Genomic DNA, 18,563 nt, shown 5'->3' on the forward strand with positions numbered 1-18,563 from the left:
TTTACAGTTAAGTGAGAATGGCAACCTGGCCCTTCAGGTCAGTGGGCATCAGTAGCGAATGTGCCGAGTTGACGGAACGACTCTTCTTCGACGATGCTGTGCAGGCTGTTGCCGTGTGCATCCATGGTAACAATAGCCGGAAAGGAGCTTGCCTCCAGATGCCACATCGCTTCGGGAACGCCCATCTCTTCAAGAAAATCAACTCCGGTCACCCGGTCAATGCAACGGGCGTAATACTGTGCTGCGCCTCCGATGGCGTTGAGATAGACGGCTCCATGTTCCTGCAACCCCTTGAGGGTTTTCGGGCCCATCCCCCCTTTACCGATAATTGCTCTCAGTCCAAGTTTTTTGATGACATCCGCCTGGAAAGGCTCTTCACGGATTGAGGTGGTCGGCCCGGCAGCGGTAACGCGGTAACTGCCATCCTCATTTTTCATGATAACCGGTCCGCAATGGAAGAGAATTCCTCCTGTTGTATCGAGATGGGCGGGCAGGTCGTGGTGCATGATATAGTGGTGGAAGGCATCACGACCGGTATGCATGGCGCCGTTAATAAGCACCACGTCGCCAACCTTGAGCGATCTGACCTGCTCTTCAGTAAGTGGAGCCTGCAGGATAACCTCTTTTCCGGTCAGCGCCATTCCCTCGCCTTTGGCCATGCGTTTGATCTCATCGGCAGCTCTGTACTGCCAGCTCTTGATTGAGCCGCTCTCCGGATCAAGCAGCACGCCAAGACGGCGGTATGCCCAGCAGTTGTAGGCTACGGAGACAAAAAAGCTTGCCGGAACGCGGTGTGATTTGCCGATTTTGCATCCAAAGAGGGTGGTTTTTCCGCCAAAACCCATGGGGCCGATATCCATCGTATTGGCTTTCTCAAGAATATCCTGTTCGAGAGCATCAAGTTCACTGTCGGGGTTACGGTCGTCAATGGTGCGGAAGAGCTGCTTCTTGGCAAGGTCAAAACCGCTGGTACGGTCGCCACCGATTCCAACGCCGATAACACCGGGGCTGCACCCCTGCCCCTGCGCCTGATAAACCGCATGAAGCAGGCATTTGCGCACGCCGTCAAGGTCGCGTGAAGCGCTTCCAAGTCCGGGAATTTCTTCCGGCAGTGAGTACTGAATGTTTTTATTTTCGCAACCACCACCTTTCAGAATCAGCTTCACCTCAATCTCATCCTTTGCCCAGGGCTCAAAATGGATTACCGGAAAATGTTCGCCAAGGTTGTTGCCTGAGTTCTTGCCACTTATGGCATCGACCGCATTGGGACGGAGTTTACCGGTTCGGGCCGCTTCCGCAATAGCCGCTTCAATCTCCTCTTTCATAAAGAGTTGATCGGTTCCGCGAGGAGTGTGGATGAAAAAGGTTGGCATACCGGTATCCTGGCAAATCGGTGAAATGTTATCGACAGCCATGTCGATATTGACCGAAATGGTTGACATGGCAAGGCCTGCCTGGGAGAGTGGATCTTCCCGGTCAATAGCGGCTGCGAGTGCACAGCGAACATCACTCGGCAGGTTGGCCGAGGTTTCGGTAATGAGTGCAAGAATTGAGTGCCTGAAGTTTTCCATAGAGTGTAGAGTGCACTAAAATTGAGAGGGATTTGGTCTCTGAAACGTTATTCTGCAATAATTTTTGCCGCCGCCAGCTCCTTGACCAGCAGGACGGGAATGTCGGATGAACGGAAAACCTCTTCAGCAACACTGCCCATCATGAGCCGATGCAGGCCGGTACGTCCATGAGAGCCCATGATGATCAAATCAGCGCCCCATGAATTTGCCTGTTCAACAATAACCTTGGGGGCTTCACCCTTGAGAACACGAAGATCGGCATTCAACCCCTTTTTTTTCTCCGCCATCAGGATACGGGAAAAATTTTCCGGAAGAGCATCATCCTCATCCGGAGATGCTGCGAGAAGCTCGGGAGCAACAACAATCTTTTCAGGAGGCGTTGCGGAGGAGAGGATATGCAAAAACCGGACATGGGCGCCAACTTTCCGGGCAAATTCAACAGCATAACGCACAGCATTATCTGATGTGGCGGAGTAGTCGGTAGGACAAAGTATCCTTGCAAGATGTATCATAACAGTGAGGTGAATACATGAATATGAAGAGTGGCATATCTTTTCTACAGGCCTTTAATTTACATTTTTTTCAAAGGAATCCAGTTTCGCTGAAGATGATTCTTGCCGCCTTCTCATTCCCCTCCTATATTGGAGGGCAGGGTTCTTTTTTTTCAGCACAAGCAGTGATAAACCAAACAAAAAAAGGCCATGGAGTCCCTCGCTGAAGCATTGAGCCATCCGGCAGCATACCCTCGTGCCACAGGAGGCGTTGAGGTTATTGAGACCCACATCTCCTGGATTTTCCTCATCGGCTCTTTTGCCTACAAGCTTAAAAAACCGCTGAACCTCGGTTTTCTTGATTTTTCAACTCCTGAAAAACGGCACTACTACTGCACCGAGGAGCTGCGCCTCAACCGGAGGCTCTGCCCAGGCATCTACCTCTCTGTTGTGCCAGTTCTGCGCTCTGCAGAGTCCGTTCTGGTTGACGCAGAAGAGACAATTGGCGCTGAGTGGGAGATTGTTGACTACGTCGTAAAAATGGTACGCTTTGAGCGGACAATGGAGCTTGACCGGATGCTTTCGGCGAAATTGCTCACAGAAAAGCATATCGACACCCTTTCAACGATGATCGCCGGTTTTCATGCCTCCCTCCCCCCGGCAGAGAGCGAGAGCGGTTTCGGCCATCCGGATAATCTCATCAAACCGATCCTGCACAATTTCACCTCCATGGAGTCAATTGCCACCAGTGAGCATGAAATCGGGCAACTTGAATTCCTCAGAAACTGGAGCATCAACGAGCATCAGCGCCTCTACCCTCTTTTCCTCCAGAGAAAAGAGGGGGGCTTTATCCGCCAGTGCCACGGAGACATGCATACCGGCAATATGGTCTGGTGGAAGGAGCAGATTTTTATCTTTGACTGTATTGAGTTCAATGAGCATCTCAGCATTATTGATGTTATCAGCGACCTCGCTTTCCTCTTTATGGATCTGGTGCATGGCGGAGAGCAGGAGCTGGCCTGGCGGTTCCTGAACAGCTATCTGGCCGAGAGTGGTGATTACCAGGCCCTGCCGCTTCTGAACTTCTATGTTGTCTACCGGGCTATGGTGAGGGCAAAGGTAACCGCCATCCGTTATGCCCAGACAAACGGCCAGAGCCAGGCTGAAAAAATTCTTGAAGAGCACCGTTCATACATCAGGCTCGCACTCGAATTCACCCGGAAGCAGAGCGCTCTGCTCATCCTTGCCTTCGGGGTTTCAGGAAGTGGAAAAACCGTTGTGGCCCGCCATATCGCCGACAAGATACCCTGCATCCATCTCCGCTCGGATATCGAACGAAAACGCATTGGCGGACTCAAGCCGCTTGAGCGAAGTGACGGCTCTCTCTATACGGCGGAGATCGGCCTGCAAACCTACCGCCGTCTGCTCGACCTTGCCGATCTCGGCATCGGTGAGGGAATCGCGGTCATTGTGGATGCAACATTCCTCAGGGAGAGCCAGCGGGAACTGTTCATTGAGCTTGCCAAAACCCGGAAAATTCCGTGCCGGATTCTGCGCTTTTCAGCCTCCGAAAAGGTACTCGTTGACCGGGTACAGGCGCGGTATCTGAGGGGTAACGATGCCTCGGAAGCCGACATTGCGGTACTTGCTTCACAACTGGAGAGCATGGAGCCACTTTCAGCCGAAGAGGAGGCGCTCGCCATCAATCTCAACACGGAAGAAACAATCGATGAGACCGCCCTTGCCGGGTTGCTGCAATCGCTCATTACCCGCTCTCCCGTTCAGCCGGGAGAGGGAGAGCAAGTGCTGTTTCAGGAGCGTGTGAAAAGCTAAATGATAATGCCGAATGCGAAACGTATGACATAACCGGCAAGAAAACTGAGCGCTGCAACAGAGAAACTCAGAGTAACCATTTCAAGAAAACGACCTTTAAAGGGCAGGTCACGCGCAACTGAGATGTAGTAGTTGAAAAACCCTATGATCGTGATGGCTACAACAAACGAAACGCCAAGAGAGAGATAGAGATCATCAAAAATGAGATAGGGAAGAATAAGCAGCAAGACGGTGACGATATAGGCGACACCGGTATAGAGTGCAGCAATGAGGGGATTTTTTCCCTCCGGTTCCGCTTTTGTGGAGAGATAGCCTGATGCAGCCATCGAGAGCGCTGCCGCTACGCCGGTAATGGAGGCTGTCAGGGCAACAAACCTGGTGTTCTGCAAGGCAAAGGTAAGACCGGCCAGCACACCCATCAGCTCAACAAGGGCATCATTGAGACCCAGCACAATGGAACCGGTATATTTCAGCCGATCTTCATCAAGAAGCGTCAAAAGAGCCTGTTCATGCTCCTCCTCATCGCGAATAATGCCGTTAACCTCCTTGAATGAACCGGGAATACGACTGTAGACAAAATGGGCCCGTTTTTCCCCATTTTCCATCAGCTTGATTCCAAAGGTAAAACCAAACAGCATACTGACAAGGGTGAAAAACCACACCTTGATACGGTTGGGTGCAATATCCCGCCGGGTATAGGTTTTCCAGACATTGTAGTGACGCATCTCATCGTCAGCAATCTGGGAGAGGATGCGGCGATTTTTCACACCGCGTACCCTCCCGGAAAGATTTTTATAAATATGATGCTCGGTTATCTCGTTCCTCTGAAAAACCGCAACCTCCCTCTCATCAAAATCCCTTCCCTTTTTCACAAATTCACTGATTAGCTCGTTGTTAGAATTCTTCTATCTGGAAAGCGTCGCGGCCTCGATCAACTCATTCATTCTTGATAAAAATCCGGTCGTTGAATCAAGTCCACCCTCAAGAAACAATGCACCTTCATAAAGCTGTTTCATCGCAGTTACAATGAGCGGATTGGAGGGATCTGCACTGATCAATCCGGCAAGATTTCTGATAATGGGGTGTGCGGTATTGACCTCGAGAATCCTTTTTCCGGCGGGCATATCACTCCTCATCATCTTCATCATCTTTTCCATCTGGCTGTCGAGACCATCCTTGCCACTCACCAGTGTTACCGGGGAGTTAACAAGCCGATGCGACTCAATGACATCCTCAACTCCTTCACCGAGGGTTTCACGGAAAAGCTGAAGCACCGGCGAAAGAAGATTCTCTGCAATCGGTTCCGGCGTCTCCTTGTTCTTCTTTGAAAAATCGATATCTGCCTTTTCAATGGATTTCAGCGGCTTTTTATCGTATTCATGAATGGAGGGAATCACAAAAACGTCAACAGGATCGCTGAGCAACAGGACCTCAATACCCATCTCCTGGAAATACTCAAGGTTGGGATGGGCAAGAAGCTGTCCCTTGCTGGTTCCGGAATGGTAATAGATCTCTTTCTGATCGGCGCCCATCCTTTCACTGTACTCTTTGAGCGTCACATATTCACCATCGACAGTTTTTGTGCTTTCAAACCGCAGCAGCTCAATCAGTTTTTCCCGATTGGTAAAGTCGGTGTTCAGACCGATTTTGATAATCGGGCCGAATGCCTTGTAAAAGGTCTTGAACTTCTCAGGCTGCTCTTTGGCAAGCGATTCAAACCAGCCAAGAATCTTGCCGGTGAGGATCTGACGGATTTTGGCCATCACCGGGCTGGACTGAACAACCTCTCTTGATACATTGAGCGAAAGATCTTCGGTGTCAACAACGCCTGCGATAAAACGAAGGTACTCGGGCAGAAGGTCACGGCACTCATTCTGGATCAGCACCTTTTTGACATAGAGCTGCGGCCCGTGGTTTTCGAGTTCACCCTGACGATACAGCATCTCGGGTGGAGCCTCTTTTGGCAAAAAGAGAAGCGCTTTAAAGGTGACCATTCCTTCGACGGAGACAGGCAGGTAGTCGAGGGGATCCTGATAATCGTTGGCGATGAACTTGTAGAACTCATTGACCTCCTCATCCTTCAGCTCATTTTTTGAACGCTGCCAGAGGGCGGTGATACTGTTGAGCTGCTTCTCGCCGAGATAGATGGGGAAATCAACAAAGTTTGAATATTTTTTGACAATCTGCTCAACACGGTACTCCTCGGCAAACTCTTTCGACTCCTCTTTGAATTTGAAGGAAATTTTTGTTCCCCGCTCAGCCTTGTCGATCTTTTCAATCGTGTAGGTACCCTGACCACCAGAGCGCCAGCGGAAGCCTTGCGAACCGGGATGGGAGCTTCTTGTCTCAACGGTAACCTCTTCCGTTACCATGAAAACCGAATAGAAGCCGACGCCAAACTGACCGATAAGGTTGCCATCAAGCTGCTTCTGCTGCTCTTTGAGCGACTGCATGAAGCCCAACGTCCCCGACTTTGCAACCGTACCGAGGTTGGCAATCAACTCCTCTTCTGTCATGCCGACGCCACTGTCCTCGATAACAAAGGTCATCTCTTTCGGATCAATGGTGATACGGATGGCGAGATCGACCTCCTTGTCGAGCATCTCCTGATCGGTCAGGGCATTGAAACGCACCTTGCTGAGCGCATCAGAGGCGTTGGAAATCAGCTCTCTGAGATATATTTCGGGATGGGTATAGAGCGAATGAACAATCAGGTCGAGCAGTTGCTTCATCTCAGCCTTGTATTCAAACTCCTGAACCGGCGATGTGCCATTATTACTGTTGTTGCTCATAATCGTACTGTATTGATAGTGGTTCCTGATAAAAAAACTTTTTCATGCAAAAGAGCGACGCTTCAGCCATCAGGTGCGTCGCAATTTTTTACGGGCTGCCGCCTCACCGGCATAAACATGTTTAATGCCGTCACCAAGTGCTTTTTCGATATCACGAATGTTGGAAACAAGCCTTGCCATACCCGGCAGCTCTACCGACGCGGCCTGATCGGAGCCCCACATGGCACGATCAAGGGTGACATGACGCTCAATGAACGTTGCTCCAAGCGCTACAGCGGCCCAGGTGGTTGCAAGCCCCACTTCATGACCAGAATAGCCTATCGGCACTTCGGGATAACGGGCTTTGAGAGTCGTAATCATCCGCAGGTTCAGCTCTTCAATCGGAGAGGGATAGGTCGAATTGGTATGCGCAATAAGAATATTCTCACGACCAAGCTCATCAACGGTTTTTTCTACCTCTTCCATGGTAGACATCCCGGTAGAGATGAGCAGCGGCCTTCCGGTAGATGCGGTTTTTTTCAGCAGTGGAAGATCGGTCAACGATGCTGAGGCGGCCTTATAGCAGGGCGGCTCAAACTGCTCCATAAAATCCACTGAATCTTCATCCCAGCAGGAGGCAAACCACAAAACGCCCTGTTCTTTGCTGTAACGGTCTATTTCAAGATACTCATCCCGTCCAAACTCAACCTTGTAGCGGTAATCGATATACTTCATCCTCCCCCAGGGAGTATCACGCTCTATATCACGCTGATCCTTTGGAACACAGAGTTCCGGAGTGCGCTTCTGAAACTTGACCGCATCACATCCGGCAGCCGCTGCACCCGCTATAAGCTTTTTTGCAACGTCCATCGACCCGTTATGGTTGATGCCAATTTCAGCAATGACAAAAACAGGATGCCCGTCCCCTACTTTTCTGTTTCCTATGGTGACTTCCGCCATAACAATCTCTTTTGATAAAACGAACAGCCCATGACCGACCGAACGGCACATGCACAACATCGCAATTAATAAATAACAGTCAGGAATCTCGGAGCATGATCAACCACTCTGCAAAATCCCTGAATGCACCGTAGCCGCCATCAGCATGAGCCCGATAATGAATATATGGCTCAACAAAAATGGTCGCATCTGCCGGGCACGCTGTCAATCCCTCCAAAGCAATCTCTTTCATAATTTCCACATCATTGACATCGTCACCAATATAGGCCAGCTCATGCCGTTGCAGTCCGGTTTCAGCCATAACCCTCTCAAGTAACGGCAACTTCTCCCTGGCACCAAGATAGAGTCTCTTCATCCCCAGCTTTTCAGCACGCCGCTTGATACTCGGCGAAACCTCACCGGTCATGATGGCGGTATCAACACCTCTATCTCTCAGCCGCTCCACGCCCATCCCATCCCTGATGGAATAACGCTTCATCTCCTCTCCCCTCTCCGAATAATAAACGCCGTTATCGGTAAAAACACCATCATTGTCGGAAATGACAAGTTTTATCTTCCCGGCCCTTTCCGCAAGTTCCCCAATCGTTAATGACAGCATAAGAGGTGAAGCATTTCAGCCATTCATGTGAGAAAAAACTGTGGCAACGCAATACATTTTTACCCGGCCAATATATGACTTTTCCACCACTTCAAAAAAAATCAGGGGGACGTTGTTGACTACGTGTACTTCCGTCGCAACCAGCGCCTCCAGCAGATGCAAAAGGCGGTCATTGCCTCGACAATGACCGCCTTTCATCAACATCTTCACAAAGCGTACCAGGAAAAGCGCAGCTTAACAGTAAACTTTTCTGTAATTGTCAATAGCATGAACAATACTTTGGCGGGCAATCTCTGCGCTCTGGAACTCTTCGACAAGAACAGTCTTCTGCTCAAGTGATTTGTACTCTTCAAAGAAGTGCTGCAACTCCGAGGTGAAGTAGGGTGGCAACTGATCAATATTGTGAACGTTGCTCATGCTGATATCATCTTCAGCAACGGCAATAATCTTGTCGTCGCCCTCTCCATGATCAACCATGCGCATGACACCAATAACCCTTGCCCTTACCATGCAAAGCGGAACAATGTCCGACTGGGAAATCACAAGGATATCAAGCGGATCATGGTCATCACCAAGTGTTTTTGGAATGAAACCGTAATTTGCAGGGTAGAAAACAGCGGAATAAAGCACCCGGTCAAGCTTCAGCATACCGGTTTTTTTGTCAAGTTCGTACTTCGTTTTACTGCCTTTTGAAATTTCGATAATAGCATTGACGATATTCGGCTGATTCTCTCCTATCTCAACATCGTGCCAGGGATTAAAATTCATAGCTTGAACGGGCTTATATTCGGTTAAAAAAGCTGTGCCATTATAGCAATTTTTTCAAAGTCCGGCAACCTATATACGCGCATAAAACAAGGAATCTGTACTTTTCACCATTATTGCGGACGAGAAAAATAGTCCTTTGTTTCTGCAGCAACAACCGGGCTGAGCACAATCAGGGAAACCAGGTTGGGCAGCGCCATAAGGCCATTGGCAATATCGGCAAAGGTCCAGACAATCTGCAGCGAAGCAACAGAACCAACCATAACGGCAGCAACCCATGCCCAGCGATAGGGCATAATGAGCTTTTTGCCAAAGAGGTATTCTATTGCCTTTTCCCCATAATAAGACCAGCCAAGAATGGTGGAAAAAACAAAGGTGAGGAGGCCAAAGGTCAAGACAGCATTGCCGATGTAGGGAACTTCGTTGAAAGCGGCACTGGTTAGTTCAGCTCCTTTCAGCCCGCTTTGCCACATACCGGAATTGACAACAACAATTCCAGTCGCAAGACAGACCACTACCGTATCCCAGAAGGTACCGGTTGAGGAGATAAGCGCCTGTTTTACCGGATGTTTGGTCTGGGCTGCCGCAGCAACGATCGGAGCGCTGCCAAGCCCGGACTCGTTGGAAAAGAGACCTCGGGCAATACCGAAACGCATCGCCTCTTTCACACCGGCTCCTGCAAACCCGCCCATTGCTGCCTGACCGGTAAACGCCGATGAAATTATAAGTTGAATGCTATCAAGAATAGTCTCCTGCCGTAAAAAAAGCAGAACGATACAGCCGGCCACATAAAAGAAGGCCATAAAGGGAACCAGATATTCACAGACCTTTGCAATGGAGGTGATGCCGCCGATAATGACAACCGCAGTAAAAACGGTTAACACAACACCGGTTATCCAGGTGGAGACATGGAAGTTATGCTGAACCATCGTCGCAATGGAATTAGCCTGTACCATATTACCAATACCAAAAGCAGCCACGGAGGTGAAAAGAGCAAAAAGCACGGCAAGCCATTTCATCTTCATCGCTTTTTCGAGAACATACATCGGGCCTCCCGAAACCGTACCATCCTCTGCAACCGTGCGATATTTCACAGAAAGCACCGCTTCTGCATATTTGGTAGCAATACCGAAGACACCGGTCAGCCACATCCATAACACTGCCCCCGGACCGCCAGCAGCAACGGCTGTAGCAACACCAACAATATTGCCGGTTCCTATGGTTGCTGCAAGCGCCGTAACAAGCGCTCCAAAATGGCTGATCTCCCCTTCACCCTCACTGCTTCTGGTGAACGACATCCTGATAGCCCGGAAAGTATACTTCTGGATGAAACCAAGCCGAAAGGTCAAAAAAAGATGTGTCCCGAAAAGAAGCACCAGCAAGGGAACTCCCCATACATAACCGCTGATCTGATCCAATACTTTTTCAAGAGTAGCCACGGCACCTCCAAGAGTTATGAAATTTCGGATTTATTGTAATTTTCTGAAAATAACCAATCAGATGATATTCCTGAACGACAAAAGCGACCAGCAAAGAGAGATTCTGTTTATTCACATGGTTCTTTGTATCTTTGCCACCAAAGAGCCGTGATTCCGCCATCCGTTGCCATGTGCTGCAAAAAGCATGGAGCAGACTGCAGGGAATCAGTGCGAATAACGCCATTTTTTCACAACACCCCGTGACCGCAGCACACCGGAAAAGAGAGAGCCGATACCCATAATGGATTTAATAAAGGAAACCGCACGAAGGAAAACATTTGCCATCATCAGCCATCCTGATGCCGGGAAAACAACACTGACAGAAAAATTTCTGCTCTTCGGTGGCGCCATTCAGACCGCTGGCGCCGTAAAAAGCAACAAGATCCGCAAGACTGCAACCAGCGACTTCATGGAGATCGAAAAGCAGCGCGGAATATCCGTAGCTACATCGGTCATGGGGTTTGAATATGGCGGAAAACGGGTCAATATTCTCGATACACCCGGCCACAAAGACTTTGCTGAAGACACCTATCGAACACTGACCGCTGTCGACAGTGTTATTCTTGTCGTGGATTGCGTCAAAGGGGTTGAGGAACAGACAGAAAAACTGATGGAGGTGTGCCGGATGCGCCAGACTCCGGTCATCATCTTTATCAACAAGATGGATCGTGAAGGGCGCAACCCTTTTGAACTGCTCGACGAACTTGAACACAAGCTGCAAATCAGTGTCCGGCCGCTGACCTGGCCAATCAGCCAGGGCCAGACCTTTAAAGGCGTTTACAATCTCTACAAAAAAGAGCTGAACCTTTTTGATGCCAATACTACCCGCATCAGCGAAAGCAATATTCGGGTCAATGACCTGAACGACCCTGAACTGGAGAAATGGATCCCTGAAAGTTTCTGCAAAAAACTCCGGGAAGATGTTGCCCTGATTGAGGGAGTCTATGAACCATTTCACAAGGAGACCTACCGCTCCGGCCTGCTCGCTCCGGTCTTTTTCGGCAGCGCCATCAACAACTTCGGCGTCAGGGAGCTCCTCGAAACATTCCTTGCCGTCGCGCCAAGCCCCGATGAGCGGGAGGCAACCGAGCGCATCGTCAAAGCCTCAGAAGAGGCAATGAGCGGCTTTGTCTTTAAAATCCACGCCAATCTCGACCCCAACCACCGCGACCGCACCGCCTTTTTCCGGATCTGTTCCGGCAGTTTCGAGCGCAACAAATTCTACTACCACACCCGGCTGAAGAAAAAAATACGTTTTTCAAGCCCGACCCAGTTCATGGCCAACGAAAAAAGTGTGGTGGATGAATCCTGGCCAGGCGACGTCATCGGCCTCTACGACAACGGCTCCCTGAAAATCGGCGACTCGCTGACCGAGGGTGAAGAGCTGCACTTCCGTGGAATCCCAAGCTTTTCGCCTGAAATCTTCAAGGCGCTTGAAAACCGCGACCCGATGAAGGCCAAACAGCTCGACAAAGGGGTGCGCCAGCTCACCGAAGAGGGTGTTGCACAGCTTTTCATCCAGCACGGCGCCCGCAAAATTATCGGCACGGTTGGAGAGTTGCAGTTCGACGTCATCAAGTTCCGTCTGGAACATGAATATGGCGCCCAGTGCGACTTCACTCCCCTGCGCTTCAAAAAGGCATTCTGGGTTACCAGTGCCAACAAGGAGATGCTCGAAGAGTTTCTTCGCCGCAAATGGAACGCCATCGCACACGACAAGGAAGATCATCCTGTATTCTTCGCCGAGAGCGAATGGATGATGAAAACTGCCAGGGAGGATTATCCCGAACTTGAGTTCCACACCACGTCGGAGTTCAAGACCGAGGGGTAAAAACGAATCATGCTCTGCACCAGAAACAAGGTCAACGATATGTAACGGCAAAACCGTAACCCGTAAAGGCATTGAGAGTTATTTCACGAAAACATCTGGTTCAGTTCCGGAGTGGGCACTCCGATGCTGAACAACCGCTCAAGGCCTGGTTCAGGGAGGTTCAACAAACACACTGCTCTTCACCAAAGCCGCGTGGTGAAATCAATATCAGGTAAACCTTCTCCATGACGACCAAAAGTTACACCGTAAAGGGGATGCATTGCGCGAGCTGCGCTGCCATCATCACCAAGAAGCTCTCGAAGGTTGAAGGCATTACAGAGGTCAATGTCAATCTTGCAACAGAAACAGCAAAACTGGAGTTCGACAACAACAGCCTGACAGCCGAAGCGCTGAATGAGATTGTCAATAAGTACGGCTACTCCCTTGAAGCGGAGCAACCGACGACAGAAAGAGGAGATGTGGTTTCTGATGCTGCAAAAAAGAGAGCAGAAAAAGAGAGGGAGCTTCACAAGCAATTACGAAAAGTGCAGTTTACCCTGCCTGTTGCCTTGCTGGTATTTTTCCTTATGATGTGGGGTATCGCTGCTATGTTTTTCCACCTCATTCCGCACCTGCCCCTCTCCATGGAGCTTCTGAACCTCTTCTTCATGCTCATTTCAACATGGATGGTCTTCCGCACAGGCGCTCCCTTCCTTCACGGAATTGTGATGTTTGTCAGAAGCGGCGCCGCAAGCATGGACACACTCATTGGTATCGGAACCGTGACGGCATACCTATACAGCGCACTCATCACCCTCATCCCTCCGGTGAAAGCGTTCCTGCACGCACCTGACTACACCTATTTTGACACAACCATTGTGGTGATCGGCTTTGTCCTGCTCGGCAAATATCTTGAAGCCCGCTCAAAGCTGAAGACCGGAGAGGCCATTGAAAAACTGATCAATCTCCAGGCAAAATCAGCACTTGTTTTGAGAGAGGGAAAAGAGATTGAAATTCCGGTCGAAGAGGTCAGAAGAGGCGACCTCGTTATCGTCAAACCCGGCGGCAAGCTCCCGGTCGATGGCACGATTGCAGAGGGCTACTCCTCCATTGACGAATCCATGGTGACCGGCGAGTCCATACCAGTTGACAAAAAAGCTGGCGACAAGGTGATCGGAGGAACCATCAACAAGCAGGGATCATTCACCTTCACCGCCTCAAACGTCGGCCCGGACACCGTTCTTGCACGTATCATCAGGATGGTCGAAGAGGCCCAAGGGTCGAAAGCGCCCATACAGCAGATTGCCGACAAGGTCGCCGGTATCTTTGTGCCGGTGGTTCTGATTCTTGCCCTGCTCACACTGCTCATCTGGCTGACCATAGGCTCCTCCGCTCTTGGATTTTCAGCCGCACTTTCCTACGGCATCATGGGCATGGTTGGCATTCTGGTGATTGCCTGCCCTTGTGCGCTGGGGCTCGCGACACCGACAGCCATCATCGTCGGCATCGGCAAAGGGGCTGAATACGGGATCCTTATCCGCAACGCAGAAAGCCTTGAAAAGCTCAGCTCCGTCAACACCATCGTTTTCGACAAAACCGGCACCATCACAACCGGCAATCCGCAACTCACCGATATCATCGTACTCCACAAAGAGTCCACACCGGCCTCCCTGCTCCAGATGGCCGCAAGCGTAGAAAAGCGCTCGGAACATCCGCTTGCCGAGGCAATTGTAGAGGCTGCAAAAAAGCAAAACCTCACTCCGGGAGAGATTACAAAGTTCAGGGCATTCGAAGGGATTGGCGTGTCGGCATTTATCGAAAACCGCTCTGTAACTGTTCGTAAACCGGTTGAGAGTGAAAAAAAGTTACCCGAACTTCAAAAGCTGCAGGAAGAGGGAAAGACGGTGGTCATCATTGAAGAGAGCGGCATCTGCAAGGGGCTGATTGCCTTGAGCGACACCGTCAAGGAGGAGGCAAAAGAGGCCATTCAGGCGCTGCACCGCAAAGGGCTCAGGGTCATCATGCTGACCGGTGACAACCACGCAGCCGCAAAGTACATGGCGCAACAGGTCGGCATCGATGAGGTGATCGCCGAAGTGGTACCACGGCAAAAAGCGCAAAAGATCAGGGAGTTACAGGCTTTGGGCAAGAAGGTGGTGATGGTCGGAGATGGCATCAACGACGCCCCTGCCTTGGCGCAGGCTGACGTAGGCATTGCCATGGCTACGGGAACCGATGTAGCCATGGAATCCGCCGGAATTACCCTGCTCAAGGGAGACATCAACAAGGTGGCACAAGCCATCACCCTCTCTCGCGCCACCATGCGGGTGATACGCCAGAACCTTTTCTGGGCCTTTATCTACAACAGCATCGGCATTCCCCTTGCCGCCGGAGCACTCTTCCCAGTATGGGGCATCTTCCTGAACCCGGTCTTTTCCGGTCTTGCCATGGCAGGCAGCAGCGTGTCGGTAGTCAGTAATTCGCTGCGGCTCAAGAGGATAAAGCTGTCGTAATGATTTCGTCTCCCCTCAGATGATCACAGAGCATTGGCGAGAGAGGATCATAAAGCCGACGATTGGAGCAGGCCTTTTCCTGGCTGGAAACCGCATAGCAGTAGAGGCAGCCATGGGTGCATGTTGAATAGCCACCGATATCGCGACTCTCAACACATCCGCAGGCATGGCGCTGGCTTTTTGCTTTTTTAACCCGCCGCGACACGCTACGGCCCGAGATCTGCTCAACAAGAGCGGCATCAATACAGCGGCTGTGCATGATGCCATGAGAGGAGAGGTCAATATCATGACTGCAGGTATAGAGCGTGATACCACTTCGCGCGGCGTCAGCAGCAAACTGGCCCGACAGCTCACCCATCAACCCCTTGTCAGGCAACGTATAGTTGAGAGGGCGCATACGGCTCCTGATTTTACGATAATCGTCAAGAAAGCTGATAATGCAGCGCTCCGTAGAGCCAGAGAGCTCTCCGGCAAGTCGGCTGAACGCCGCTGTGTGCCAGGCAGGAGTAAATCGATGGGTCAACACAACCGGATCGTACCGCCATACCACCCTCTCAGGGCCGATAAGTCGTGAAAGCTGCCTGAAGAGCTCCACCATCTTTGTTTTATCCGGAACGCCAGGCTCAAGCGTAGCATCATAGGGCGTCAGCGTAAAAAGAAAATAGTAGGAGTACCCCAAAAGATCAATCTCCGGCAAAGATGAGAGAAAATTTTCAGGATTCTTCGTCCAGAAAACGAGAGCATCGACACGCTCAGGAGTCAACAAAATCCTGCTCACCTGCTTCGACTGCATAGGGTTACGCACCAGCACCTCCCCCGCCCTCAAGCGATTCACCAGCCACTCACCAAAAAACGCCGGAATATCCGTCCTCCTGCTCGCACTGATAATCATATATTCCAATTTGTATTCCAATTTGGGGACGTTGTTGATATCGTGTACTTACCAGCAGAGGGAGACAACATATACAACCCATAAGAAAAGGGGCTCATCCGAGGCTCCCTGTGCAGAAAATTCCAAAACAAGATCTCACCACTCAAGGGTAAGACCGATAAAAAAAACATGCAAGAGAAAATTCTTTGAAATCAGACGCTGTATTCCTTCGTGCAATTATGTTATATTTACCGTCGATAACTGCGTGAATGGAAAATCAACACCATTTTCAGCCATGCAGCAAAACGGAAGAACCACAACAGATTTTTGCAAGCACAACTTCCCTTATCCCTTAAACACATATCCATTATGGCAAACGAAAACGGTGGCGTCTTTTCCGACCTCTTCATTGCGGTTGGCACTCTGGCACAGAATATTGCTGACACGCTGGCTAACGGGGTCGCTTCAGCTACTTCGATCGTCCAGACCTGCACCGATCTCTGCGCAACAATCATCACCAGCACAGCAAACACGGCCATTCAGATCATCCAGGGCGTTTCAACAGCCGTTACATCAGCTATAACCCCGAAAAAGTAAACAGCCGTTCTTCCCAATAACCTCACCTTGCCCCACAAGTCGCAAGGTGAGGTTACCTTTCGATTGCCACCTTGCCGAGTATCTCCAGAAGAAAATCCCGGAACTTCCGCACCGATGCAATATTGACCTTTTCATCCGGAGAATGTGGATAACGAATGGTCGGACCAAAAGAGATCATATCGAGCGCAGGATAGGTGCCGCCTATAATCCCGCACTCCAGACCAGCATGAACTGCCCTTATCTCAGGAACTTTCCCGAATGATGCGATATAGATTTCCCGCATCTTCTTCAGTATCGGTGAATCAGGATTGGGTTTCCAACCAGGATATCCCTTGTCGAATAGCGAGCGCGCCCCGGCCAGATCGAAAAGAGAGCTGATCATTACCTGAAGTTCTTCACGCGCAGAATCCACCGAACTTCTGAGGAGGCACTCAATGGTAAGAGCAGCATGGCTCGATCGAACAATCGCAAGGTTCGTGGAGGTTTCAACCAGTCCAGCCATCTCGCTGCTCATGCGCATCACCCCATTCGGGCAAGCATAAACCGCCTTGAGCAGCTTGACAAAAACAGGCTCTTCAATAATCATCTCCGGGGTTTCAGCAGGAATCGCTTCAATGCAAAGCGCTGGCTCAGTCAATGAAAGCTCATCTTTGATCTTCCCGCTCACTACGGAGAGAGCATCAAGAAAGCTCTCCACCCCGGCGACAGGAACCGCTACCGTGGCTATCGACTCACGCGGAATAGCGTTACGGAGGCTTCCGCCATCAATTGAAGCCAGAAGCAATCCACAGCGTGCATGACCTTCAAAGAGGATGCGGTTCATGATCTTGTTGGCATTGCCGCGACCCAGATGAATATCCACGCCGCTGTGCCCTCCCTTCAACCCGGTTACCGTGATGCTGAACCCTGTATAACCAGCCGGAACAGCTTCTCCGTTAAAACTGAAGCTCATTGTCCCGTTGACGCCACCAGCACAACCGATACAGAGTTCACCATCATCTTCCGAATCGAGATTCAGCAGAATCTCGCCCTTGAGCAGACCGGGCTTCAACCCGATGGCTCCGCTCATACCTCTCTCCTCATCGCTGGTGAAAAGCACCTCAATGGGGCCATGCGGCAGCAGGGTTGCTTCAAGCACTGCCATGGCAGCCGCTACACCAATACCGTTATCGGCCCCCAAAGTAGTACCGCAGGCACGCACCCAATCGCCATCAACAATGGTTTCAATCGGATCATTTTCAAAATCATGCAACGTGCCGCTGTTCTTCTGCGGCACCATATCAAGATGGGCTTGCAGGATGACCCCTTTGCACATCTCCATTCCTGCAGTTGCAGGCTTCCGGATGATGACATTTCCCACTTCGTCAACGCTGGTTTCCAGCCCAAGATTCTTACCAAAATCAGCAATGAACGACCTGATTTTTTCCTCATGCCCTGAAGGACGAGGAATCCGGGTCAAACGGTAAAAATTGTTCCATAAATCCTGCGGATGCAACTCCCTGATATAGTTACTCATCATCCATGCTCTCCCCTGAATACACTGTTTACGACCCCTCCACGTTTGCAATGCAGGCAGCAACCACCCGGCCAATCAGATGCAAGGCGATTGTCCGCTCTCTCTTCCATGATATCACTCCGCAGCATTCCGCTCCTTGAAGATGATTTGCGGTTTCGCCTCTTCGAGGAGAGCGCCATATCTGGCCTTTTCGATTTCCGAAAAACGGATGGAACCGGTCAGAAACCATGTCCCCGGATGTTTTTCAGTATCGTCGCCTTCACTGCTGCCCCGATGCAGCAGATCGGTCACCCTGCCATCCTGAGAGCGTATCACCTGCCAGCTCCCCATGATATAGTGCTCCGCATCGGCGGCCACAATATCAAGCAGCTCCACCAACTCTCCCTCATCGCTCTCTCCGCGTATATCGAGCGACCCATAGGCATAAGCCACGGAGGTTAACTCGTCAAGCACGAATCGGACAAACTTGTTGCGCACCATGTGGTGCAGTTCCAGAGCGTCAAGCAGAAAGAGAAACTGGCGTCCATCTTCGGCAACACCTGAAATCGAGCGAGGCAGGGTGCCGTGCTCCTCGGCAAGAGTCGAATACCACTGAACATATTCCTCAAAAAGATCGGTTAGAAGCTCCCTCGAAGCACTGGTTTCCATAAAAATTATAAATGACTTGATGAATGGTCCGCAAAACCGGCAAAACTGTTTTCACAAGATAGCCATCGCAAAACAGATTCCGGCATGAGCAATTTCATCAGAAACCGGTAAATAAAATCAACGCAGAAGAGGGGTGGGCAC

The 18,563-nt window shown here is 50.5% G+C and carries 15 protein-coding genes; 4 read left to right on the top strand and 11 right to left on the bottom strand.

What is annotated here, in order from left to right:
- Nucleotides 1–38: 38 nt before the first annotated feature.
- On the bottom strand, nt 39–1,571 hold the full coding sequence (locus AC56AD_RS07915; RefSeq protein WP_012508301.1) for a fumarate hydratase: 1,533 nt from the start codon (nt 1,569–1,571) through the stop codon (nt 39–41).
- A gap of 47 nt (nt 1,572–1,618) precedes the next feature.
- Complete coding sequence (locus AC56AD_RS07920) at nt 1,619–2,083, bottom strand: universal stress protein (RefSeq protein WP_012508302.1); 465 nt, start codon at nt 2,081–2,083, stop codon at nt 1,619–1,621.
- A gap of 189 nt (nt 2,084–2,272) precedes the next feature.
- On the opposite strand from AC56AD_RS07920, the gene AC56AD_RS07925 reads away from it, so the two are divergent.
- Entirely contained in the window at nt 2,273–3,895 is a 1,623-nt protein-coding gene (locus tag AC56AD_RS07925) for a bifunctional aminoglycoside phosphotransferase/ATP-binding protein (RefSeq protein ID WP_012508303.1), read from the top strand.
- On the opposite strand, the gene AC56AD_RS07930 is transcribed toward AC56AD_RS07925, so the two are convergent.
- The 6 genes from AC56AD_RS07930 to AC56AD_RS07955 all read right to left on the bottom strand — a co-directional run bounded on the left by AC56AD_RS07930 (nt 3,892) and on the right by AC56AD_RS07955 (nt 10,428).
- Nucleotides 3,892–4,767 carry a VIT1/CCC1 transporter family protein gene (locus tag AC56AD_RS07930; RefSeq protein ID WP_012508304.1) on the bottom strand — a complete coding sequence of 292 codons (876 nt, stop codon included), beginning with the start codon at nt 4,765–4,767 and terminating at the stop codon, nt 3,892–3,894. The genes AC56AD_RS07925 and AC56AD_RS07930 overlap by 4 nt on opposite strands.
- 33 nt (nt 4,768–4,800) lie before the next feature.
- Nucleotides 4,801–6,687, bottom strand: coding sequence for a molecular chaperone HtpG (gene htpG / locus AC56AD_RS07935; RefSeq protein ID WP_012508305.1), 1,887 nt, complete (start codon nt 6,685–6,687; stop codon nt 4,801–4,803).
- Nucleotides 6,688–6,756: 69 nt separating this feature from the next.
- On the bottom strand, nt 6,757–7,626 hold the full coding sequence (locus AC56AD_RS07940; protein ID WP_012508306.1) for an N-acetylneuraminate synthase family protein: 870 nt from the start codon (nt 7,624–7,626) through the stop codon (nt 6,757–6,759).
- Between the two features lie 79 nt (nt 7,627–7,705).
- Nucleotides 7,706–8,224, bottom strand: coding sequence for a KdsC family phosphatase (locus AC56AD_RS07945; RefSeq protein WP_012508307.1), 519 nt, complete (start codon nt 8,222–8,224; stop codon nt 7,706–7,708).
- 234 nt (nt 8,225–8,458) lie between these two features.
- Nucleotides 8,459–8,992, bottom strand: a complete 534-nt coding sequence (locus AC56AD_RS07950) for an inorganic diphosphatase (protein WP_012508309.1) — start codon at nt 8,990–8,992, stop codon at nt 8,459–8,461.
- Between the two features lie 110 nt (nt 8,993–9,102).
- Nucleotides 9,103–10,428, bottom strand: coding sequence for an alanine/glycine:cation symporter family protein (locus AC56AD_RS07955; protein WP_012508310.1), 1,326 nt, complete (start codon nt 10,426–10,428; stop codon nt 9,103–9,105).
- A 280-nt stretch (nt 10,429–10,708) separates the two neighbouring features.
- Here AC56AD_RS07955 and AC56AD_RS07960 point away from each other — a divergent pair, with 280 nt between their 5' ends.
- Nucleotides 10,709–12,298 (top strand): peptide chain release factor 3, encoded by a 1,590-nt coding sequence (locus tag AC56AD_RS07960; protein ID WP_012508311.1) that lies wholly within the window; start codon nt 10,709–10,711, stop codon nt 12,296–12,298.
- A gap of 224 nt (nt 12,299–12,522) precedes the next feature.
- Nucleotides 12,523–14,790 carry a heavy metal translocating P-type ATPase gene (locus AC56AD_RS07965; RefSeq protein WP_012508312.1) on the top strand — a complete coding sequence of 756 codons (2,268 nt, stop codon included), beginning with the start codon at nt 12,523–12,525 and terminating at the stop codon, nt 14,788–14,790.
- On the opposite strand, the gene AC56AD_RS07970 is transcribed toward AC56AD_RS07965, so the two are convergent.
- Nucleotides 14,768–15,682, bottom strand: coding sequence for a DUF1848 domain-containing protein (locus AC56AD_RS07970; RefSeq protein ID WP_012508313.1), 915 nt, complete (start codon nt 15,680–15,682; stop codon nt 14,768–14,770). The two genes, AC56AD_RS07965 and AC56AD_RS07970, sit on opposite strands and share 23 nt — an antisense overlap.
- A 348-nt stretch (nt 15,683–16,030) precedes the next feature.
- Here AC56AD_RS07970 and AC56AD_RS07975 point away from each other — a divergent pair, with 348 nt between their 5' ends.
- Nucleotides 16,031–16,258 (top strand): hypothetical protein, encoded by a 228-nt coding sequence (locus tag AC56AD_RS07975; RefSeq protein ID WP_012508314.1) that lies wholly within the window; start codon nt 16,031–16,033, stop codon nt 16,256–16,258.
- A gap of 52 nt (nt 16,259–16,310) precedes the next feature.
- Here AC56AD_RS07975 and AC56AD_RS07980 read toward each other — a convergent pair whose 3' ends face one another.
- Entirely contained in the window at nt 16,311–17,774 is a 1,464-nt protein-coding gene (locus tag AC56AD_RS07980; protein ID WP_041526778.1) for an aminoacyl-histidine dipeptidase, read from the bottom strand.
- Nucleotides 17,775–17,888: 114 nt separating this feature from the next.
- A complete protein-coding gene (locus AC56AD_RS07985) occupies nt 17,889–18,422 on the bottom strand; it encodes a hypothetical protein (protein ID WP_012508316.1) in 534 nt (177 codons plus the stop codon).
- Between the last annotated feature and the right edge of the window lie 141 nt (nt 18,423–18,563).

This window comes from Pelodictyon clathratiforme, assembly GCF_982375515.1.